The following is a 21823-nucleotide window of genomic DNA, read 5'->3' as shown; positions in this document are numbered from 1 at the left end:
GATCAGAGGCCTTGCTTGAGCGAGGCTTCGATAAACACGTCCAGGTCGCCGTCCAGCACCTTCTGGGTGGCCGAGACTTCGACGTTGGTGCGCAAGTCCTTGATGCGGCTGTTGTCCAGCACATAGGAGCGGATCTGGTGACCCCAGCCCACATCGGTCTTGGTGTCCTCGAGCTTTTGCTGCTCTTCCATGCGCTTGCGCATCTCGAAGTCGTACAGCCTGGAGCGCAGGCGCTGCCATGCCACGTCACGGTTGCTGTGTTGCGAGCGACCGTCCTGGCACTGCACCACGATGCCCGTGGGGATGTGGGTCAGGCGCACGGCCGAGTCGGTCTTGTTGATGTGCTGACCGCCAGCGCCCGAAGCACGGTAGGTGTCGGTGCGCACATCCGACGGATTGATGTTGATCTCGATGGAGTCATCAATCTCGGGGTAGACGAACAGCGAGGAGAAGCTGGTGTGACGGCCGCCCGAGCTGTCGAAGGGCGACTTGCGCACCAGGCGGTGCACGCCGGTTTCGGTGCGCAGCAGGCCATAGGCATACTCGCCTTCGACCTTGATGGTGGCGCTCTTGATGCCGGCCACGTCGCCAGGGGTTTCTTCTTCCACCGTGGCCTTGAAGCCCTTGCGTTCGGCGTACTTCAGGTACTGGCGCAGCAGCATGCTGGCCCAGTCGCAGGCTTCGGTGCCGCCGGCGCCGGCCTGGATGTCGATGAAGCAGTTGAGCGGATCGGCCTCGCCGCCGAACATGCGGCGGAATTCCAGCTCTTCGATCAGTGGTTTGAGCTTGGCGGTTTCGACTTCGATGGTTTCAAGGCCGGCGTCATCGCCTTCTTCCTTGCTCATCTCGAACAGCTCGGTGTTGTCGGCCAGCTCGGTGGTGAGCTTTTGCAGCGTCAGCACCACGGAGTCAAGCGACTTCTTTTCCTTGCCCAGCTCCTGAGCTTTTTTGGGGTCGTTCCAGACGGAGGGGTCTTCCAGCGAGGCGTTTACCGTGCGCAGACGTTCGTACTTGGCATCGTAGTCAAAGATACCTCCGGAGATCTGCCGTGCGCTCGGACAGATCTTGGAGGGTGTTGCCGATAGAGTTGACGCGTTCTGCTTCCATGGTGAATCCGTTGTGTTCTTGTTGATAAATAAGCGCTGATTTTCTCATGCCATGAGCCTTCGGGCAGGCAATGGCCTTTGACAGGGCTTTCGAGGCCTGCATCCGGGTGTCTTGTTGACCCCAGCTATGTCCCTGATGGCACCATCGGATTTATTCATGGGCAACGTTACTCACAGTAACAAATACTGCATAGAATCCGCAGGCGCGCGCAGTGTGCACGCGCTTTCGCTTTCGGAACGTTTCCCTATTTCCCATCTCGCGGGTGCCAGACCTTTCAGGTCGTCCAGGGCCCTCTTATCCCCCATGAACTTCTTTCGCAACCTCAAGCTGGCCAACAAGCTGCTGGTGTCTTTTGTGCTGATCCTGCTGATCAGTGCGGTATCGGGCCTGTACGGCCTGGTGCAGATGGAGCGTGTCAATGCCACGGCCACCGATCTGGCGCGCCAGTGGCTGCCGGCGGCCCGCAACCTGCAGGACATGCGTTACCAGCTGCAGCGCTACCGCTCGCAGACCATGCAGCATGTGATGGCACAGACGTCCGAGGAAATGGCGGTCTATGACAAGAGTATGCCCAAGCTCTGGGACGAGCTGCTCCAGAACCTGCAGTCCTACACCAAGTACGTGAGAACCGACAAGGAGAGGACGCTGCTGGCTGAAATCGGAGAAGAGCTCAAGGCCTATGCCGTGCAGACGGCCAAGGTGGTGGATCTTTCGCATCAACTGCTCAACGATGACGCCAGCGAGATTTTGCGCGGCGAAGCTCTCAGGATCAGTCGTGGCATCAATACGCGTCTTGAAGCGCTCAGCGAGATCAATCACCAGGCGACCGAGGAAACCAATCAGGCCGGCGACGACCTGTATGCGGCGGCTCGGTGGTGGGTGATGGCGCTGCTGCTGGGCTCCATCGTCATCGGTGTGGTGCTGGCGGTGCTGATCGCACGCTCCATCTCGCGTCCGCTGCAGTCTGCCGTACAGCTGGCCCAGTCCGTGGCCGCAGGCGATCTGAGCGCCAGCATCACCGTGCAAAGCCGCGATGAAGTCGGCCAGTTGCTGCAGGCGCTCAAGGAGATGAATACCAGCCTGCAGCGCATTGTGGGTCAGGTGCGTCAGGGCACGGACTCCATTGCCTCGGCCAGCAGCCAGATCGCCAGCGGCAACCAGGATCTGTCCTCGCGCACTGAGGAGCAGGCCAGTTCGCTGGAGCAGACCGCGGCCTCCATGGAGGAGCTGACCTCCACCGTGCAGCAGAACGCCGGCAATGCCCAGCAAGCCAACCAGATGGCTTCGGCCGCTTCGCAGGTGGCGGTTCGCGGCGGAACCACGGTGGCCCAGGTGGTGCAGACCATGTCGGCCATCAACGAGTCCTCGCGCAAGATCGTGGACATCATCGGCGTGATTGATTCCATCGCTTTCCAGACCAATATCCTGGCGCTCAATGCCGCCGTGGAGGCTGCGCGTGCTGGCGACCAGGGCCGTGGTTTTGCCGTGGTGGCATCCGAGGTACGTACCCTGGCACAGCGCTCGGCCGAAGCGGCCAAGCAGATCAAGCAACTGATCGATGACTCCGTGAGCAAGGTGCAGGAAGGCAGCTCCCAGGTGGACGAGGCCGGCAAGACCATGGACGAAATCGTGATGAGCGTGCGCCGCGTCACCGACATCATGGGCGAGATCTCGGTGGCCAGCCATCAGCAGACCTCGGGCATAGAGCAGGTCAGTCAGGCGGTCGCTCAGATGGACCAGATGACCCAGCAAAACGCCGCGCTGGTCGAAGAGTCCGCTGCCGCCACCGAAGCCCTGCGCGCCCAGGCCGCCGCGCTGGCCGAGACGGTGAGCTTCTTCAAGCTGGGCCAGGTCAACGCTGCTGGCATGAGCTCGCCTGCGCTGGCACCGGCGAGAGCGGCCATGCCTCAAGCCGTGACCAAGGCAGCGCTTGCAACCAAGCCTCTGGCCACGATGGCAAACAAGCCGGTCGCTCAGGCGCCAGCTGCCAGGCCCAAGTCCATCGCCAAGCCTGCGCCCGCATCTGTGCCGGCAGTGGCCGGCGACGGTGACTGGGAAACCTTTTAAGAGTCTCTCTCAAGCGTGGTTAGGCACTGCGCCGCAGCTGTCTGTGGCGCAGTGTGCGCTCCCACAGTTCAAAACCCAGCTCGCTGATCAGGGCCAGACCTGCGGCGGGCAGGGCACCGGCCAGCATGAGGGCGCTGTCGTTGAGGGCCAGCCCCGTGACAATGCGCTCGCCCAGGCCGCCCGCGCCGATAAAGGCGGCAATCGTGGCCGTACCGATGGCAATCGCGCAGGCCGTGCGCAAACCGGCGGTGATGGTGGGCATGGCAATGGGCAGTTCCACCCAGCGCATCAGCTGTGGCTTGGTCATGCCCAGGGCCAGCCCTGCATTGCGCAGCCCTGGTGAGACCTCGGCCAGCCCGGCGCAGGTATTGCTCAGAATCGGCAAGATGGAATAGGCCGTCAGCGCCACCAGTGCAGGAGCGCGGCCAATCACGCCCATGGCGGCAATCAGCACGGCCAGCAATGCTAGCGAGGGAATGGTCTGCATCACGCCGGCCATGCCCAGTGCCAGGGCTCGCAACCGTGCATGTGGGAACAGCAAGATTCCTGCAGGAATCGCAATCAGCGCCGCAGCGCCCACCGATAGCAGCACCAGCAGCAGATGCTGCCCGACCAGGCGCCCCAGATCATCGGCAGCCAGCCTTTGCCAGAGCCGGGCGCCAAAACCGGGGTGCTGCGCGGTCTTGTTCGAGGATGGGGCTATTGCATCGGCCTTGGCGTCCGGCTGCAGAAACCGCTGCGCAATCCGGGCAAAGTCCATGCCTTGCAGCTCGGCCTGGGCGTTCATGCGGATCATGGCCGCCTCGTCAATACGGCCTTGCAGCGATTGCAGCGCGGCCCAGGCAGCAGGCTGGCGCAGGGGCAGGTCGCTGCGGTAGAGCAGCACGGCGTCGTAATGGGGGAAGTAATCCTTGTCGTCCCGCAGCACCAGCAGGCCGAGGTGGTCGATCTTGGCGTCGGTGGTGTAGATGTCCATCACATCAATATGCTGCTGGCGCACGGCTTCATAGGCCAGACCATGGTCCAGGCCCTGCGGCTGGGCCTTGAGGCCATAGCGCTGGGCCAGGCCGGCCCAGCCATCGGCGCGACCCAGGAATTCATTGGACAGGCCGTAGCGCAGTTCCGGATGCCGGGCCAGATCGCTGAGCCGCGTGATGCCCAGGCGTTGTGCCACATCGCGGCGCATGGCCAGCGCATAGCCATTGTTGAAGCCCAGAGGCACGCCCACGGCCAGACCCTGGGAGGCGAGGGCGCGGTTCAGTCCCTCCAGTGTGGTCTGGGTTGCGTCCTTGACGATTTCCTGTGCAATCGTGCCCGTGTATTCGGCATAGACATCGATCTGACCCGAGCGCAGCGCGCCATGGACGATGGCGGTATTGCCCAGTCCCTGGCGCAGCTGGGTGGGCACACCCGCCTGCAGCGCGGTCTGGGCCACGATTTCGGCCAGGATATAGCTTTCGGTAAAGCGCTTGGAGCCCACGCGCAGCGGCTCGCCCTGCGGGCTCTGTGCCAGCAGCACCGAGGGCATCAGCAGACACCAGGCAGCCAGGGCGACGAGCAGTCGGTGGACAAGCTTCATGGGGGCACTATAGCAAGCAGGGTCAGAGACCATCTCTGGGGTGCTATGAATAGAGAAGCTGCTGGCGCTGGCCCTATCTCTGATTTGAATCAAAATGGCCTGAAATTGGCTATCAACAAGCGTTAGCTGCTTGCAAATAGATAGTGAAAAACAGAACACCCCGAAGCTTGCGCAGTCGGGGTGTTGGGGGTGGCTCAGGCCGGAAGCGCCGGACTAATCAGCTGCCGCGTGTGACGGGGATGTCGGCATTCCTGCCATAGCTGCCGTACTTGCCCAGCTCCCATTTGGCGATGGCATTGCGGTGCACCTCGTCGGGACCGTCGGCAAAGCGCAGCGTGCGCGCACCCGCATAGGCGTAGGCCAGCGGGAAGTCATCGCACATGCCGCCGCCGCCATGCGCCTGCATGGCCCAGTCTATGACCTGGCAGGCCATGCTGGGAGCCACGACCTTGATCATGGCGATTTCGGTCTTGGCCACCTTGTTGCCGGCCACGTCCATCAGCCAGGCAGCCTTGAGGGTCAACAGGCGTGCCATGTCGATCTTGCAGCGCGCCTCGGCAATGCGCTCCTGGGTCACGGTTTGCTGGGCCACGCTCTTGCCGAAGGCCACGCGGCTGCTGGCGCGCTTGCACATCAGCTCCAGCGCACGCTCGGCCAGGCCGATCAGGCGCATGCAGTGGTGGATGCGGCCGGGGCCAAGGCGACCCTGGGCGATCTCGAAGCCGCGGCCTTCGCCCAGCAGGATATTGCCGACGGGCACGCGCACGTTCTCGAAATACATCTCCATATGGCCGTGCGGCGCATCGTCATAGCCCATGACGTTGAGCGGGCGCACCACGCGCACGCCGGGTGCATCGGCGGGCACGATGATCATGCTTTGCTGCGAGTGCTTGGGCGCTTCGGGGTCGGTCTTGCCCATGGTGATGTAGACCGCGCAGCGTGGATCGCCGGCGCCAGAGATCCACCACTTGTGGCCGTTGATCACGTATTCGTCGCCCTGGCGCTCGATGCGGGTGCAGATATTGGTGGCGTCCGACGAAGCGACCTCGGGCTCGGTCATGGCGAAGGCCGAGCGGATCTTGCCTTCGAGCAAGGGCCTGAGCCAGCGGCTCTTGAGTTCCTCGCTGCCGTAGCGGGCAATGGTTTCCATATTGCCGGTGTCGGGGGCCGAGCAGTTGAAGACCTCGGAGGCCCATGGCACGCGGCCCATGATCTCGGCCAGCGGCGCGTATTCCTGGTTGGTCAGGCCGGCGCCGTGATAGCCCGAGGCTTCGGCGCTGTCCACGGGCAGGAACAGATTCCACAGGCCCGCGGCCTGGGCCTTGACCTTGAGCTTTTCAATGGTCTGCAGCGGCGTCCAGCGCTTGCCGGCCGCGGTGTTGGCGAGCATCTCTTCGGCATAGTCTTTTTCTGCCGGATAGATGTTCTCCTCCATGAATTTGAGCAGGCGCTGCTGGAGATCCTTGGTTTTGGGCGAGTAGTCGAAGTCCATGAGAGCTCCTTTTATTGTGGGACAAGCAAGAGAGGTGAGGGGGGAAACTCAGCTGCGCTGGGCGAAGGACCAGGCCAGTTCGGCCATGGGGCGGGCCGTGTCGCCCGAGGCCTTGGCCTGGGCGCTGGAGGCCGTGCCGGCCTCCACGCGCTTGGCAATGCCTTGCAGGATGGCGGCGATGCGGAACATGTTGTAGGCCAGGTAAAAATTCCAGTCACGCTGCAGCGCCGCCACGTCTTCGATGCCGGTGCGCTGGCAGTAGCGCTGGATGTAGTCCTGCTCGCTGGGAATGCCCAGGGCCGCGATATCGAGGCCGGCAATGCCGCGGCCCAGCGCGGCCGGGATATGCCAGCTCATGCAGTGGTAGCTGAAATCGGCCAGCGGATGGCCCAGCGTGGACAGTTCCCAATCCAGCACGGCGATCACTCGCGGCTCGGTGGGGTGGAACATCAGGTTGTCCAGGCGATAGTCGCCATGCACGATGGAGACGCGGCTTTCATCGCGGGCGCTGGCTGGCATATGGGCGGGCAGCCACTCCATCAGCTTGTCCATCTCGGGAATGGGCTGGGTGATGGAAGCCACGTATTGCTTGCTCCAGCGGCCGATCTGGCGCTCGAAGTAATTGCCGCTCTTGCCATAGTCGGCCAGGCCCCGCTCGGCAAATTTCACCTTGTGCAGGGCGGCAATCACGCGGTTCATCTCGTTATAGATCTCGGCGCGCTGCTCGGGCGTCATGTCGGGCAGGGACTGGTCCCAGAGCACACGGCCTTCCATGAACTCCATGATGTAGAAGGCACGGCCGATGATGGACTCGTCCTCGCACAGCGCATACATATGGGGCACGGGCACATCGGTGCCGGCCAGGCCCTTCATCACGCGGTATTCGCGCTCGATGGCATGAGCGGAGGGCAGCAGCTTGGCCACGGGGCCGGGCTTGGAGCGCATCACATAGCTTTTGCGGGGCGTGAGCAGCTTGTAGGTCGGGTTGGACTGGCCGCCCTTGAACATCTCCACCTGCACCGGGCCCTCAAAGCCCTCGACATGCTGCTTCATCCAGCTTGTCAGCGCGTCGGTGTCGAAAGCATGCTGCTCGGAAACAGCACGGGTGCCGACAAAATGGTCAAAAGTGCTCATTAAATCTCAGTCCTTGATTCGATTTGTGATGTCCGCACGCAAGCCGCCGCGCTGCGCCAGGGCGCAGCGAGCGTTTGCATAGAAGAAGAGGAGTTGCCGCGAAAGCGGCGAAGAAACGAGGGCTGCCGAAGGTGGCTGGCCTCAAAGCAGGCACAACCTAGGTCAGTGACACCGAGCAAGAGCCGCCTCGCAGCGAAGGTGTCGTCCCCCCTCGGGGGGGAAGCCGCAAAGCGGCTCAGGGGGGCTAGTGATCCGTATCGGCAATTCTCAGCAACACCGCCCGGTTGCGCACCACCAAGCCGCCGGGCTCGATGCGAATGACTTCCTCGCGCTCCATGGACTTGAGTTCCTGGTTCACGCGTTGACGCGAGGCACCCAGCAATTGGGCCAGCTCTTCCTGCGCCAGATGCAGGCCGATGCGGATCTCGTTGCTGTCCGACAGGCTCATCACGCCGTAGCTGCGTGTCAGGTGCAGCAGCTGCTTGGCCAGACGTGCGCGCAGCGGCAAGGTGTTGAGGTCTTCCACCAGACCATAGAGCTGGCGCACGCGGCGCGCATTCAGGCGAAGTATGGCGTCGCTGAACTCCGCATGCTCGGACAGAATGCGCTTGAAGTCGGCCTTGGACACGCACATCAGCGTGGTCTCGCCATGGGCATAGGCATCGTGGGTGCGCTTGTCGCCATCCAGAATTGCCACATCGCCAAACCAGATGCCCGGCTCCACATAGGTCAGCGTGATCTGCTTGCCCGTGATGGAGGTGGAGCTGACGCGTACCGCGCCACGCGCACAAGCAATCCACTCCTCGGGAGGCTCCCCCCGAGCACAGATGAGCATGCCATCTTTGAATCGTTTGACGTAAGCGCATCGAAGAATGTCGTGCCTCAGAGAGGGCGAAAGGGATGAAAACCAGCGACCAGAGTTGATCGCCTCACGTTCTTCCATACTAAGAATCGGTTCGTCCATGTTCTGTCTTATGCGTGACTGGTAACCGGCCCATTGTCGCGTGTGGGACCGGGGCTGCCCAAGTTAGGGTCGTCGGGATTGTCACTGAGGTGTCAAGGCCGTAGCGTGAAGCCCGTGCCCGCCGAGCAGTTGCAAGGCCTCAGAACTGTCGTTCTACACCTGCACGGCCGTGCTGCTTGCGTCTGCACAACTGCGCGTCACAGACAAGGCTTACACTCCGGCTCTGCCTTGGTTGCTTGTGGTTACATCAGCGTGCATCTGCCGCGCCGTCCGAATATCGATGCCGTGCATGTCGTGCAGGCAGGCGGTTTGGTTTTTTCCCAATGTCTCATGGTTGCAAAGATTCTTGTCGGGATGCTGTGCACACATCTGCTGTGCTTCTCGCTGATGTTCCTGCTCATCAGCCAGCGTCTGCGTCCCAGAAAAATGGGCATGGATTTCTTTGCCATGGGGAATTTCCTGTTGGGCAGTGCCTATGTGCTGCAGCTGGTGGAGGGCGGGCCGGCCTGGAGCGCGATGAGCGTGCTCAATCACACGCTCACACTGGCGTCTCCCGTGGCTTACTGGCTGGGGGCCATGCGCTTTTTCGGGCAGCCTGTGCCCTTGCTGCGTCCCCTGCTGGCCTTTGCCGCCATCTACAGCACCATGCAAGTGCTGGTGCAATGGAGTCTGGGTCCGGTTGCACGCTATGCCATGCTTTCGGGCATGGCCGCGCTACTGTTCTTCGGCATGGTGCTGACGGTGATCTACGGCGTGCGCACGTTTGCCAAGGACCTCTATGGGGAGATGGTGTTCTTTGCCGTGCTGGTCAGCGGCATATGCGTGCTCAACGTCATCAAATTCTTCAAGTTGCTGACAGGGGGCCTGGACGCGCTGCAGATGGATCACGGTTTTCAGCTGGCGTTCTATATCTATATGTCATTCCTGGCCACGGTGCTGCCACCGTCCATCGTCTGGCTGGTGCTGCGCCGCCTCAGCGACGACCTGCGCAATATTGCCGCGCGCGATCCCTTGACCCAGTTGCTCAACCGCCGGGGCCTGAACGAGGCACTGCAGCACTGCTTCAGATCGCGCAAGGCCGAGCCTGCGCATCTGCTGATTGCCGACGTCGACCATTTCAAGCGCATCAACGATAGCTACGGCCATCAGGCCGGCGATGCTGTGCTGTGCCAGGTCGCCAAGGTGTTGCAGGGAACGGTGCGCCCGGGAGACCTGGTGGGGCGCATAGGAGGAGAGGAGTTTGTCGTCATCAGCCAGGGGGGGCGATGCGGCCGGCGTCAGGCAATTGGCCGAGCGCCTGCGCGCTGCCATCGAGATGCAGACCATTCGCATCACGGGGCTGGACCGAACGCTGCAATGTACGGTCACCATTGGCGTCTCCCATGGCTTCAAGCAGGCTGCGGCGCTGGATGGAGCCATGCGCCAGGCCGATGCTGCTCTGTACAAAGGAAAGGCTGCGGGGCGCAACCGAGTGGAGGTGGTTCAGGCGGCCTATAGCAACCAGCTGATCCCAAGCCGAAGCGGAACCAATGGCATGCCATAGTGACGCGCTTCGGCAAGCCGGAAAACCTCTTTGCTTTCAATAAAAAAAGGACTCCCTGAAGAGTCCTTTTTTGATAGTGCATTGCGCAGTGCCAGCAAGCGATAGCGGCTGTTTTATGCCTGATTCATGCGCGCCATCAGGTCGCGTGCGGCGCCTTCGGGGTCGGGGGCATTGACCAGCGCTCGCACCACGGCAATCGAGCCCACGCCCGTGGCGCGTACGGCGGGGAACAAGTCCTCGGAAATACCGCCTATGGCCACCAGCGGGTAATGCTGCATTAGGCGCACATAGGCGGCCAGACGCGACAGACCTTGCGGGGCGGTGGCCATCTTTTTGAGCGTGGTTGGGAAGACGGCACCCAGGGCGATATAGCTGGGCTGCACGGCATGGGCGCGCACCATCTCGGCATAGCCATGGGTGGACACGCCAAAGCGCGTGCCCGAGGTGCGAATCGTCTCCAGGTCACGCGCGCCGATCACATCCAGGTCTTCCTGGCCGACGTGAATGCCGTAGGCGCCTGCGTCCAGCGCAGCCTGCCAGTGGTCATTGATGAACAGGCGTGCCTTCGTACCCTTGACGGCTTCGACGGCGGCCTTGACCTCGGCGGCGACTGCAGCCTTGTCGTCGGACTTGAAGCGCAGCTGCACCGTGGGCACGCCGGCGCGGGCCATGCGGCCCACCCATTCGGCCGTGGGCAGCACGCCGTAGAGGCCCAGCTCGCGCGGGCAATGGGCAAAAGCCTGTGCGGGGTCGCCGCCGCTGAGGCCGAAGTCGCGCGGGTCATCGGGCCAGTGCGTGATGTCGAACTGCTGGGTGCGCTCGCTCTGGCGCTGCCAGGCCTGGGCCAGGGTCTCGGCATCCACCGCAATGAAACCCAGACTGCTGCAAGCCTGCAGCGCTGCCAGATAGGCGGGCTCCTGGCGCATGGCGGGCGGTACGGGCTGGGGTGTCAGCTCCACCGAGTTGGCATCGTGGTGCAGCTGTGCGCCAAAGGTGGCGCCGTGCTGATGAATGATGGCTTGAGCCAGGGCCTGAATTTCTTGGGTGTCCATGAGAAACCTTTTATGACTTACGCAAACAAGGATGCACAAGGAGCGTTCCCATGGAGGAAATGTCTTGCTTGAACCTGATTTGCGTAAGTCGTGCCGTTATGGGACTTGCGCAAACAAGAACGGATCAGGACGGCTTCCCTGAGGCGAAGCCCTTGCTTGAGTCTGATGTGCGTAGGTCGTGCTTTATTCCTGATGCCAGAAGGGCGTGCCCAGCACCGGGGTGCTGGGCTGGGCGGCGGTCTGTTCGGTCATGGCGCCGGCGCGGTAAGCGGCGTGGCCGGCATTGACGGCATCGGAGAAGGCGCCGGCCATGGCCACGGGGTCTTCGGACAGGGCCACGGCGGTGTTCAGCAGCACGGCGTCATAGCCCCACTCCATGACGGAGCAGGCGTGCGAGGGCAGGCCCAGGCCGGCATCCACGATCAGCGGCACGTTCAGGCGCTCGCGCAGCATCTTCATCGCATAGGGGTTGATGGGGCCGCGGCCCGTGCCAATGGGGGCCGCCCAGGGCATGACAGCCTGGCAGCCCACGTCCACCAGCTTCTGGCACAGCACCAGGTCATAAGTGGTGTAGGGCAGAACCTGGAAGCCGTCCTTGATGAGGATGGAAGCGGCTTCGACTAAGTTCAGTGTGTCGGGCTGCAGCGTGTAGTCGTCACCGATCAGCTCCAGCTTGATCCATGGCGTGTCGAAGACTTCGCGCGCCATCTGGGCTGTGGTCACGGCCTCCTGGATCGTCATGCAGCCCGCGGTATTGGGCAGCACGGGCACATTGAGCTTGCGCAGCAGCTCCCAGAAGCTGGCACCGTTTTCGGCGGCATCGGCCGCGTTGCTGCCCTGGCGGCGCAGCGAAGCGGTGACCATGGCGGGCTTGGAGCGCTCCACTGCCGCTTCCAGAATCGCAGGCGAGGGATAGCGCGAAGTGCCCAGCAGCAAGCGGCTTTCAAAGCGCTGGCCGTAGAGGACCAGGGCGTCGTCGGCGGTGGTTTTCGAATGGTTCATGATTTTTCTCTTCAATCTTCAAATTGCGGCCCGCTGTACCTGAAGCTGACGCGGCCCAAGCCAAGGATGCCGAGCAAGGGCCGACCCGCAGCGAAGGCGTCGTCCCCCTTGGGGGAAGGCGCGTAGCGACTCAGGGGGTCATCCACCCGTCACTGGCGAGATGACTTCCATCTTGTCACCCTCGTTCAACGCATGGGCCGCATAGCGGCTTTTGGGCACAAACGCGGTGTTCACCGCCACGGCGAATGGCGGCTTGGCCTGCATTTGTGCCAGCGCATCGGCCACCGTGGCGTTGGCTTGCAGTTCGGTGGCTTGCTGGTTGAGGATGATCTTCATGGCTTCAAAACGGAAAAATAGGCTGGCGCTAACTTAAACCGCAGCGCAGTGCTGCTTGTGCGCGCCGGGGGAACAAGTGCTGTGCACCAAAGTTCAGGCTCGGTGAATGGCAACGTCGAACTCGCGCGCCAGCGGCGAGTCATTGAGGTCGATCAGCTCCAGCACCACATCCAGCATGGCTGGCGAGATCATGAAGCCGTGGCGGTACAGGCCGTTGATCTCCATGACACGCGGAGCCAGCAGGCGCACGGCGGGCAGATTATCGGGCAGGGTGGGGCGGCATTGCGTGGCGATCTCGATGATGCGGCCTTCGGCAAAGCCCGAGTGCACGGTGTAGGCCGCCGACAGCAGCTCCAGCGTCGAGCGTACGCTGGCGGGCGACATATCGTCGGATTCGATCTCGGTCGCGCCGATCACGAACAGATGGTCTTCCTTGGGCGCGATGTAGATGGGATAGCGCGGGTGGATCAGGCGCGTGGGGCGGGCGAGTGTGACTTCAGGCGCATGGATGCGTACCACCTCGCCGCGAATGCCGCGCAAGTCCTTCCACTGCGTGCGTGCACCCAGGCCGCGGCAGTCAAAGACAAAGTCGGGCTGATCTACCTCGCCGGGGCGCAGGTCGCTGATCTCGCGGGGACTGTTCCAGTGCATGGCGACGCCCAGGTTTGCGAGCCTGTCCACCAGGGCGGCCAGCAACTGGCGGTTGTCCAGCTGGCCTTCGCCGGGCAGATAGACGGCCCGGTTGAAACGTCCCTGCAGGGCCGGTTCACACTCGTGCAGCGCCGCGCCTGTCTTTTCCTCCATGGCTGGCAGGCTGGGATTGATGCGGCGGTTTTTCTCCAGCAGGCCGAAGAAGCGTGCGGCATCGGGCTGATCCTGGCGGTGCCAGAGAATCAGCGTACCGTTTTGCTGCAGAAACACATGCTGGCTCAGCTGGCCGATCAGTTCCGGCCAGCGCTTGAGGCCATGCTGGCCCATGCGCACCACGCCGGGCTCGGTGATGGCCGACTCGGCCAGCGGGGCCAGCATGGCCGCTGCCACGCGTGCGGCGGAGCCATCGCCCTCGGGGCCGTGGGCGTCATAGAGATCGATCTTGTGACCGCGCTGGGCCAGGGCCAGCGACAGCAGGCGACCCATGAGGCCGCCGCCCAGAATGGCAATCTTTGAAGAAGCTTGTAGCAATGACATGTGCAAATCGTTGAGGACTTACGCAAGCAAGAATGCGCCAAGGACTGCTGTTTTGAAGCGAAGCTCTTGCCTGAACCTGATTTGCGTAAGTCGTGTCGTTTTCCATCGCGCACAGGGCAAAGACCCTGCACCGGACAAAACGCGGCATGCCACGCGGCTTGATGAAACTCCCCACGCCAGCATGACCTGGATCGGGTGCAAGGGCCGGTAACGCGGGTGGCGTCAGCTGTGGCCCCAGGGTGTTTCTCAGTCCACGCCGGCAACTGCCAGCAGGACACCCCTGTTTCGTCCGTGAGCGGACATTACAGCACAACCTCAAACATGGCGCATTGACCATGCGCATGGGCGATAATTTTTAGCCATGACAGTGACTGCTTCTTCCTCGACTTCTGCCGCAGCGAAAAAACGCTATGCGCGCGTTCTTTCCATCGCCGGCTCCGACAGCGGCGGCGGTGCTGGCATCCAGGCCGACCTCAAGACCTGCGCGGCTCTGGGCTGCTACGGCATGACGGCCATTACCGCCATCACCGTGCAGAACACGCTGGGCGTGACGGGCATCCACAGCATTCCGCTCGACACCGTGCGTGGCCAGATCGATGCCGTGGTGCAGGACATAGGCGTCGATGCGGTCAAGATCGGCATGCTGGCCACACCCGAGGTGGTCGGCGTGGTGGCCGATGCCATTCGCCGCCACAAGATCCGCAATGTGGTGCTGGACCCCGTGATGGTGGCCACCAGCGGCGACCGGTTGATTGCGCCGGAAACCGCCCAGGTGCTGGTCAAGGAACTGTTCCCGCTGGCCAGCGTGATCACCCCCAATCTCGATGAAGCCGCCATGCTGCTGGGCCGGGATATCGACGGTATTGGCGAGCTGGACGCGGCCGTGGCCGATCTGCTGGCCATGGGCGCGCCCGCCGTGCTGCTCAAGGGCGGGCACCTGAGCGGTGATCTGGTCATGGATGTGCTGGGCCAGCAGGGCCAGAACCACGGCGACTATCTGCGTCTGCAGTCCCAGCGCATTGCCACGCATAACGGCCATGGCACGGGCTGCACGCTGTCTTCGGCGATTGCCTCCTATCTGGCTCAGGGGCTGGCTTTGTCCGAGGCCGTAACCCTGGCGCGCCAATATATTCTGGGAGCCATTGAAGCCGGTGCCGATGTCTATACCGGCCAGGGCCATGGCCCGCTGAACCATGGCTATGCGCCGCGTGCACAGCTGGTGCTGCAGGACTGATTTTTCAGTCCATGCAAGAAAGGCCTGCATTGCAGGCCTTTTGCGTTTTTGGGGATCAGAGGTTTTTACCAGCCCCAGACCAAGCTCTTGGCCACCCAGCCGCTTTGGCCGTTGCTGCGCTGGATCTGGGCCCAGCTGCCTTGCTTTTTCAGCGTCTGCACGATCTCGTACTGCTTGAGCTGGCCGGTGCGACCATGCTTCTGGCCGGGGCCCGAGCGCAGATTGGCCGTGCGTGCCGTCACCACCATATGCGGGCTTTTGGCGGTCAGCGGTGCGTGGACCCAGCCCAATGTGGCCTCATAGTCCTTGACGCGCAGCCACTGGCCCTGGCGTTTGACGATTTGCAGCGGGTAGCCTTTGCTGAGCTCCCACAGGGTTGACGAGCGGGTCGTGGGCTTTTCGCGCACATTGACGCTATTGCCCTTGATGCTGACGTATTCCTGCGCATGGGCAGCTGCAGGCAGCAAAGTGGCAGATAAAACGGTCAGTGCGATGGCGGCGGTGCTGATCCAGGGGGCTGTGCGGCGTTGGTTGCAAGGCACGGGGCAGATTCTCCTTTTCTTCCATAAAAACATGCTCTACCCCGCATCAGATTTGCGCAGTTAGCTATAGTTCCTGTAGAAAGCTGACAGCTGACAGCTGACAGCTGACAGCAAGAGCCTGTTCTGAATGGAATGCCTGACGTCTGCGCAGTAGTGCCATGCAGGCGCCATCCTTTCACCTGTCACCCAGGGTCTTGCTCAGCATGGCGGTGGGCTGCCAAAGTTCTGTGCCCGGCACACTCGCCGAGTCATAGTGGAAGTGGCCCAGGTGCTGACTACGGCTGGCTGAATGTGAACCATGTCCATCAGCCTGAGCTGGACCTCGTAGACGGAGGCGCTGTTTTTTTGGGGCGCGGCTAGCCTCATCATCAGGCCGTCGTCAAGGTGCTCTGATAGCGGCCAGGGGCTGAACTTGCAGGAAATAAAGAAGGAGTGACGGCGCTCAGCCAGGCGCGTCAGAGCAAGCAGGCCCAGGTAGTGCAGCTGCTGGAGCAGGCTGGCGCCAGATAACAGGCATAAAAAGCTGGAAGCGCCAATGTATAAAGCGCTTTCAGATATTTTTTCAGGAGTTTTTGCTCGATCAGGCTGCGGCAGTGCGAGGCTGCCGCTGACGGGTGGTAGTAGCCACCATGAAGGTCAGCACCAGCGTGGGCAGGGCCGAGCCCATGGCGCTGCTCAGATAGGGCAGCAGGTGATAGAAGGCAATGCCGGCCACCCAGATGGCGACGGCATCCCAGCGCACGGCAGGCGCGTCATGCATCAATTCCACGGCGTTGGCGCCAAAAGCAAGGCGGCCCAGCATCACGCCGAACAGCGGCACAAAGCAGGAGCTCAGCAGCAGCAGGAACGGCTCTAGGCTGTGCATGGGCAGCACCATGGCCAGTGCCGTGCACAGGGCCGCGATCAGCAGGCCCCAGCGGCGAATGCTCCAGCTGGGCAGAATGCTGTGGGCCGACATGGCTGCCGAATAGGCGTCGCCATAGGCGTTGTCCACCTCGTCGATCAGCACCAGGGACAGGGCGATCAGACCACCCTGGGCCAGCAGCAGGGCCGTGACCAGGTCCTCGCTGGGCAGCGTCAGGGCCACGAGCACGCCCAGCGAGTAGCACCAGATATTGGCCAGGGCAAAGCCCGTCCAGGCGCCGGTCAGCGCCGATTTACCGCTTTTGCCGTGGCGTGCATAGTCGGCCACCAGCGGCAGCCAGCTGATGGGCATGGCGATCACCAGATCCATGGCGCTGAGCATGCTCATGCTGCCGTCGCCCTCGCGGCTCATCAGCGTGGCAAAACCGGCAGCGTTGGCCATGGCCAGAAACTGCCAGCTTAGCCACAGCAGCGACGCAATCACCAGTGGCAATGCCACGCGCGAGACGATGCGGCGCACCAGCGTGACCATGGAGCCGCTCATCAGCAGCAGGATCACGCTGCCCCAGAACAGGGTAGCCAGCCAGGGCCAGTAGGTGGCCGTCATGGCGCCGCTTTGCTTGCCCAGGGCCACGGTGGCATCGCGCATCACCACCAGCTCGAAGCTGCCCCAGCCCAGCAGCTGGATGATGTTCAGCACGATAGGCAGACGGGCAAAGTGGCGGCCATAGACGCTGTGCATGAGGCCGGCGCTGGACAGGCCGCTGTCGCAGCCCAGTTTGCCCACCCAGCCCAGCAGGGCTGCACCGATCAGCGAGCCCAGGGTGATGGCCATCAGCGCCTGCACAGGGCTGAGAGCGGGCAGCAGATACGCGCCCATCTGCATGACCAGCAGGCCCACGCCCAGGCTGAACCACAGCGATGCATGGTCGCGCCAGACAAAGACGCGGTCTTGCGCCGCCACCGGAGCCAGGGCCTGGTTGGCCGGTTGGGAAGAGGAAGAATTCATGAATGCTCCGCCAGAAAAACGAAGCAGGGGCCGTGCGGGTTGCGTGACTGGCTACTGAAGCGATAGCGAGCCACGGCATGACACCATGGACAGCTTCCCTGCGCGAGGATGATCTCGGGCAGAGCCGGGGAGGCTCTGCACAGTCAGGTTCAAAGGGACTCTCTCAGCCCAGGCCCTCGGAACATATGTTGAACATGTGCTCCAGCCTGGACACCCCCAGCGTTGCGGCAACAGGGCCAAACCCCGTCGCAGCGAGCGCGATTGTGCCAGAGAAGCCTGCTCCGGGTGCTGCCGCCGCGCCCTGATTAGGGCAAAGCTGTGTTGCAAATACTTTCAACTCAAGTGCGCTGGTTTTAACCCCGTCAGCGCTGCTGGTGCGTTCCAGTCTCCGTCCAGTCACTCAAACCTGTTCAGGACCTATGCAAATAAGGATGCGTAAGAGACATTCCCATAGGGGTAGCGTCTTACCTGAACCTGATTGGCGTAAGTCGTACTGTTTTCCAAGGAGACCCTGAAATGCGTCTAAACCCCGGTTTTCCCGTCACCCGCAACCGTCTGTTGCGTGCCTCGCTGATCTGCCTTGCTGTTGCCGCCACCGCGGGAGCCGTGGGCACGGCCAGCGCCCTGTCGCCGCGAGCCGATCGCGGCAAGGTTGCCGAAGTCAGCATCGTCGAGCGGGCCACGGGCCGTGTCTTGCCGATTTATCGCCATGAGGGCGAGCTGTGGGTGGTGGGCCGCCCTGGCGCCAACTATGCGGTGCGCATTCGCAATTTGCAGGACAGGCGCATCATGGGTGTCATCAGCGTGGATGGCATCAATGCCATCAACGGCAAGAGAGCCAGTGCCCGTGCTGAAAACGGCTATGTGCTGGATGCTGGCGACAGCTATGACGTGACGGGCTGGCGCAAGAGCAATGACAACGTGGCAGCGTTCTATTTTTCGCAAAGCGATATGTCTTACGCCAGCCGCACAGGTCGGCCGCAGGATGTGGGCGTGATCGGCGTGGCTCTGTTTCGCGAGAAGCTGCCTGAGGTGGTTTATAACGGGCCGGTCTATGAAAGCGAGGCATCCAGCGCCGCACAGGAATCCTCGGCAGTGGCTGCCGACGCCGCAGCACCCAATGCCAGCCGCAAGAGCCGCAGCATGGAAAGGAGCGCTCCCTCGCCAGCCCCGTCGCTAGGTACCGGCCACGGAGCAGTGGAAAGCTCGCAGGTCACGACGGTGGACTTTGACAGCGATACGGTCCGGCCCGGGCAGGTGGTGCGCATACGCTACGACAGCTATGCCAATCTCGTGGCCAAGGGCGTGATTCGTGAGCCCCGTCCTCGTCCGAGCCGTCCGCGCAGCCCCAATGCCTTCCCGGCCGATGACGGTTTTGTGCCTGATCCGCCGCGCAACTGATGGAGATGCTCAGCAGCCCGCGAAATTTGCATAATCGCGGGCATGTCCGAACTGCCGCAGGCACCATCTTCCGTGAGCGACGAGACCCTGATGCAAAGCTATGCAGCAGGGCAGGCCACGGCTTTCGAGTCGTTGTATGCAAGACATGCTCTGCGGCTGTGGCGCTATTTTTTTCGTAACACGGCCGACGCAGCCCTGGCCGATGATCTCAGCCAGGACCTGTGGTTTGCTGTCGTGGACAGCGCTGCCAGCTATGAAGTGCGTAGCAAATTCACGACCTGGCTGTTCACCATGGCGCACCACAGGCTGGTGGATCATTGGCGCAGGCGCAAGCCGGGACTGAGCCTCTCGGCCGATACCGACGAGTCTTTGCGCCTGGCCGACAGCCTGTTTGCGGCGTCCGGGTTCGAGCCAGACCATAGCCTGGACCGCCAGCTCATGGCGCAGCTGCTGCTCGATGCCCTGGCAGGCTTGCCCGCCGAGCAGCGCGAATGTTTTTTGTTGCAGGTGGAGGCGGATATGACGGTGGCAGACATTGCACAGGCCACTGGGGTTGCCGAAGAGACGGCCAAGAGCCGCTTGCGCTATGCACGCGCCAAATTGCGCCAGGCGCTGGAGGGCCGGCTATGAGCAAGGACAAGCAGGCTGCCAGGCCCGATGCACTGCGCGGCATCTACCGCGATGCCGTGGCGCAAGACCGTGGCCCCAGCGCCGGGAGCAGTGCCGCCATACTGGCGCATGCCCGCCAGCAGGCCAAAGTACTGGGGCAGAAGGCACGCGAGTCAGAGAGGCCGCGAGTGTCCACGCAGCCGGCGGCCAACGACAGGCATTGGCTGCGTCATGCGCTAGGTGGTCTGGCCGCCGTGGGGCTGGTCGGCTGGCTGATGCTGCAGCACATGGCCTGGTGGGGTGGAACGGAGCAGGGCGCGGAACCTGCTGGTGATGCTGCCTTGCACCATTCGAGCGCGCCCGCCGCCGCGCCTTCCAGCGCAGAAATCAGCGCCGAGCCTGCAGATGCCATGGCGGATTCCAGCGCCGCTGCGGTGGCTCCCGCTTCGTCGGCCAATCGGCCGGCTCCAGCGTCCGCGCCGCCTGCGCCAAACAAGGCCAAGGCCCGCGCCGATGCGGCGAGCCAGGAGTCTGCTGAGGGAAAAGCGCAGCTGCCACCATGCCCGCCCGATTCTGAAACAAAGCATGTCAAGCCCGATAGATCGGGCCAGGCCGCTGTTGCAGAGGCCGAAGAGCCTGTTCTCTGCAGTCCACGAAAACCGCCTCAAGCCCATGAGACACCTGCGAAAGGCGCTTCGCAAAAGAGAGTGCCGGGCGAGAATTGAGAACAAAAAAAGCCCGCATGATGCGGGCTTGGGTGATGGTCAAGCCAGTACTTTTCAGTACCGACGTTGAAATATGTTACTGGATTTTTGCGTTTTTGCGCAGCTGATCCTGGAATTGCTGCAGTTTTTGCTGTTTCAACTGCTGAACAATCTGTGGCTTCACATCTTCGAACTTGGGCATTTCGGCCTGACGCTCGTCATCCAGACGGATAATGTGCCAGCCGAACTGGCTCTTGACGGGGGCGGCTGTCAACTCGCCCTTCTTGAGCTTGACCAGGGCTTCGGTGAATTCGGGCACGTAGTTGCCGGGGTTGGCCCAGTCCAGATCGCCACCACGGGCACCCGATCCGGGGTCCTTGGATTCCTTCTTGGCAATGTCTTCGAACTTCTTGCCGGCCTTGATTTCCGCAATGATGGCCTTGGCGCGGTCTTCGGATTCCACCAGGATGTGGCTGGCCTTGTATTCCTTGCCGCCATTGGCTGCCACGAATTTGTCGTATTCGGCCTTGGCTGCGGCGTCGGACACGGGGTTCTTGGCTTCGTAGTCCTCAAACAGCGCGCGGATCAGCACGGTCTGGCGGGCCATTTCCATTTGCTGCTTGTAGGTGTCGCTGGCGGCCAGACCGCGGCGGTTGGCTTCCTGCATGAAGATTTCACGGGCGATGACCTCGTCCTTGATCATCTTGTCCATCTCGGGCGGCACGGGCTGGCCGCTGGCTTCGATCTGGGCCTTCAGGGCGTTCACTCGGGCCACGGGGACGGCCTTGCCATTGACGATGGCCACGTTTTGCGCCGAAGCGGACAGGGCGGCAAAGCCCAGGACGGCCGCGCCCACCAGGCGGGTCAATTGCTTTTGATTCATGCTCATTCGAATCTTGATTGAGAAAGGTGAATTAAGTTCAGCCCATAAGCAACAGGCTCCGTAGAACGGAGCCTGAGGTCATAAAACTTCGATGGCGACGGCGTGAACGCCCTGGTCAAAGAAGTCTTGCAGTGCATCATACACAAGGCGATGGCGTGCTACGCGGCTTTTGCCGTCAAAGCCTGCACAGGCGATGCGGACGCGAAAATGCGTGCCCACGCCGCTGTCGTTGGCACCGGCATGGCCTGCGTGCTGGTAGCTTTCGTCAATGACTTCAAGCTGTGTGGGGGTCAGGCGCTGGCGCAGCGCGGCGTCCATGGCTGGGGCGCTGATGGTCACGCTCATGATTGCTGGTCCTTGTTGTCCGTGCCTTCCTGGGGCAGGTAGCGGCTCATGTAGATGGCCTGGGCGATGACGAACACGACCATCAGGCCCATGCCGCCAAAGAGTTTGAAGTTGACCCAGGTGTCGGTGTCGAAGTGGTAGGCAATCCAGAGGTTGAGCGCGCCCATGGCGGCGAAGAACGCGGTCCAGGCCCAGTTGAGCTTGAGCCAGATGGCGTCCGGCAGTTGCAGCTGTGCGCCCATGACGGAGCGCAGCAGATTCTTCCTGAACACCAGCTGGCCGATCAGCAGCGCGCTACCCATCAGCCAGTACAGCACCGTGGGCTTCCATTTGATGAAGTTTTCGTCGTGGGCCAGCAAGGTGGCGCCGCCGAAGAGCACGATGACGCCCAGGCTCATCCATTGCATGGGCTCGACCCGGCCATTCTTGACACGCAGATAGGCGATCTGGGCAATGGTGGCGACGATGGCCACGGCCGTGGCGGCATAGATGCCCCAGAGCTTGAAGACCACGAAAAACAGAATGATGGGAAAGAAATCAAGCAGCAGCTTCATGCGCGAAATATCGGTGGTTACTGTGAGGGCTTACGCAAACAGGAATGGGTCAGGACGGCTTCCTTGAGGCAGCGCGCTTGTCTGAACCTGATTTGCATAGGTCATGACGGTATTCAGATCACGCAGATTCCACAGGGTTCCCGCGTGATGGGCAAGCGCGAATCATGCACCAAGCGCCATGCCTGTCCGGGGCAAAGCCTTGAGTGCGTGACGG

19 protein-coding genes and 1 pseudogene are annotated in these 21823 nt (G+C 62.3%); 6 read left to right on the top strand and 14 right to left on the bottom strand.

The annotated features are described in order from the left end of the window. Positions 1 to 2: 2 nt before the first annotated feature. Positions 3 to 1107, bottom strand: a protein-coding gene (gene prfB / locus QMY55_RS14510; RefSeq protein ID WP_283484900.1) for a peptide chain release factor 2 whose coding sequence is annotated in 2 segments (ribosomal slippage) — positions 3 to 1025 and positions 1027 to 1107 — 1104 coding nt in all. Because the reading frame shifts where the segments join, the coding sequence is not laid out codon by codon here. A gap of 303 nt (positions 1108 to 1410) precedes the next feature. On the opposite strand from prfB, the gene QMY55_RS14505 reads away from it, so the two are divergent. Further along, positions 1411 to 3174, top strand: a complete 1764-nt coding sequence (locus tag QMY55_RS14505; RefSeq protein ID WP_283484899.1) for a methyl-accepting chemotaxis protein — start codon at positions 1411 to 1413, stop codon at positions 3172 to 3174. 19 nt (positions 3175 to 3193) lie between these two features. On the opposite strand, the gene QMY55_RS14500 is transcribed toward QMY55_RS14505, so the two are convergent. The 4 genes from QMY55_RS14500 to QMY55_RS14485 form a co-directional block, all read right to left on the bottom strand. Next, positions 3194 to 4753 (bottom strand): ABC transporter permease/substrate-binding protein, encoded by a 1560-nt coding sequence (locus QMY55_RS14500; RefSeq protein WP_328517797.1) that lies wholly within the window; start codon positions 4751 to 4753, stop codon positions 3194 to 3196. 217 nt (positions 4754 to 4970) lie between these two features. After that, entirely contained in the window at positions 4971 to 6245 is a 1275-nt protein-coding gene (locus tag QMY55_RS14495; protein ID WP_283484898.1) for an acyl-CoA dehydrogenase family protein, read from the bottom strand. Positions 6246 to 6293: 48 nt separating this feature from the next. Next, a complete protein-coding gene (locus QMY55_RS14490; RefSeq protein WP_283484897.1) occupies positions 6294 to 7379 on the bottom strand; it encodes a phosphotransferase in 1086 nt (361 codons plus the stop codon). Between the two features lie 244 nt (positions 7380 to 7623). After that, on the bottom strand, positions 7624 to 8343 hold the full coding sequence (locus QMY55_RS14485) for a Crp/Fnr family transcriptional regulator (protein ID WP_283484896.1): 720 nt from the start codon (positions 8341 to 8343) through the stop codon (positions 7624 to 7626). A 330-nt stretch (positions 8344 to 8673) separates the two neighbouring features. Between QMY55_RS14485 and QMY55_RS14480 the strand changes: the two are divergent. Next, positions 8674 to 9886, top strand: a pseudogene (locus QMY55_RS14480) (GGDEF domain-containing protein). Between the two features lie 113 nt (positions 9887 to 9999). On the opposite strand, the gene QMY55_RS14475 reads toward QMY55_RS14480, so the two are convergent. From QMY55_RS14475 to QMY55_RS14460, 4 genes are all read right to left on the bottom strand, one after another. Continuing rightward, positions 10000 to 10938, bottom strand: coding sequence for a thiamine phosphate synthase (locus tag QMY55_RS14475; RefSeq protein ID WP_283484895.1), 939 nt, complete (start codon positions 10936 to 10938; stop codon positions 10000 to 10002). Between the two features lie 183 nt (positions 10939 to 11121). Then, entirely contained in the window at positions 11122 to 11940 is an 819-nt protein-coding gene (locus tag QMY55_RS14470) for a thiazole synthase (protein WP_283484894.1), read from the bottom strand. A 138-nt stretch (positions 11941 to 12078) separates the two neighbouring features. After that, complete coding sequence (thiS, locus tag QMY55_RS14465) at positions 12079 to 12276, bottom strand: sulfur carrier protein ThiS (RefSeq protein WP_283484893.1); 198 nt, start codon at positions 12274 to 12276, stop codon at positions 12079 to 12081. 93 nt (positions 12277 to 12369) lie between these two features. Continuing rightward, complete coding sequence (locus QMY55_RS14460; protein ID WP_283484892.1) at positions 12370 to 13464, bottom strand: FAD-dependent oxidoreductase; 1095 nt, start codon at positions 13462 to 13464, stop codon at positions 12370 to 12372. 361 nt (positions 13465 to 13825) lie between these two features. Between QMY55_RS14460 and thiD the strand changes: the two genes are divergently transcribed. Further along, the gene (gene thiD / locus QMY55_RS14455) at positions 13826 to 14698 is read left to right on the top strand and encodes a bifunctional hydroxymethylpyrimidine kinase/phosphomethylpyrimidine kinase (protein ID WP_283484891.1); all 873 of its coding nucleotides are present in this window, start codon (positions 13826 to 13828) and stop codon (positions 14696 to 14698) included. 65 nt (positions 14699 to 14763) lie between these two features. Here the strand turns inward: thiD and QMY55_RS14450 are convergent, their stop codons facing one another. Together QMY55_RS14450 and QMY55_RS14445 are read right to left on the bottom strand one after the other, a co-directional pair. Then, on the bottom strand, positions 14764 to 15240 hold the full coding sequence (locus QMY55_RS14450; protein WP_283484890.1) for an SH3 domain-containing protein: 477 nt from the start codon (positions 15238 to 15240) through the stop codon (positions 14764 to 14766). 580 nt (positions 15241 to 15820) lie between these two features. After that, positions 15821 to 17113 carry a purine-cytosine permease family protein gene (locus QMY55_RS14445; protein ID WP_283484889.1) on the bottom strand — a complete coding sequence of 431 codons (1293 nt, stop codon included), beginning with the start codon at positions 17111 to 17113 and terminating at the stop codon, positions 15821 to 15823. Positions 17114 to 17629: 516 nt separating this feature from the next. Here QMY55_RS14445 and QMY55_RS14440 point away from each other — a divergent pair. From QMY55_RS14440 to QMY55_RS14430, 3 genes are read left to right on the top strand one after another with little or no spacing between them, the layout of a single operon-like run. Then, entirely contained in the window at positions 17630 to 18514 is an 885-nt protein-coding gene (locus QMY55_RS14440; RefSeq protein ID WP_283484888.1) for a hypothetical protein, read from the top strand. Between the two features lie 42 nt (positions 18515 to 18556). After that, positions 18557 to 19144, top strand: coding sequence for a sigma-70 family RNA polymerase sigma factor (locus tag QMY55_RS14435; protein WP_283484887.1), 588 nt, complete (start codon positions 18557 to 18559; stop codon positions 19142 to 19144). Further along, complete coding sequence (locus QMY55_RS14430) at positions 19141 to 19848, top strand: hypothetical protein (RefSeq protein WP_283484886.1); 708 nt, start codon at positions 19141 to 19143, stop codon at positions 19846 to 19848. Before QMY55_RS14435 ends, QMY55_RS14430 begins: the two co-directional genes overlap by 4 nt. 76 nt (positions 19849 to 19924) lie before the next feature. Here QMY55_RS14430 and QMY55_RS14425 read toward each other — a convergent pair whose 3' ends face one another. From QMY55_RS14425 to QMY55_RS14415, 3 genes are all read right to left on the bottom strand, one after another. Continuing rightward, positions 19925 to 20716, bottom strand: coding sequence for a peptidylprolyl isomerase (locus QMY55_RS14425; protein ID WP_407650517.1), 792 nt, complete (start codon positions 20714 to 20716; stop codon positions 19925 to 19927). Between the two features lie 72 nt (positions 20717 to 20788). Next, a complete protein-coding gene (locus tag QMY55_RS14420; RefSeq protein ID WP_283484884.1) occupies positions 20789 to 21055 on the bottom strand; it encodes a BolA family protein in 267 nt (88 codons plus the stop codon). Continuing rightward, the gene (locus QMY55_RS14415; protein ID WP_283484883.1) at positions 21052 to 21609 is read right to left on the bottom strand and encodes a septation protein A; all 558 of its coding nucleotides are present in this window, start codon (positions 21607 to 21609) and stop codon (positions 21052 to 21054) included. The genes QMY55_RS14420 and QMY55_RS14415 overlap by 4 nt, the downstream gene beginning before the upstream one ends. Positions 21610 to 21823 lie beyond the last annotated feature (214 nt).

It is taken from the genome of Comamonas resistens (assembly GCF_030064165.1).
Classification (GTDB): Bacteria; Pseudomonadota; Gammaproteobacteria; order Burkholderiales; family Burkholderiaceae_C; genus Comamonas; species Comamonas resistens.
This window is presented reverse-complemented; position numbering and strand designations above follow the sequence as displayed.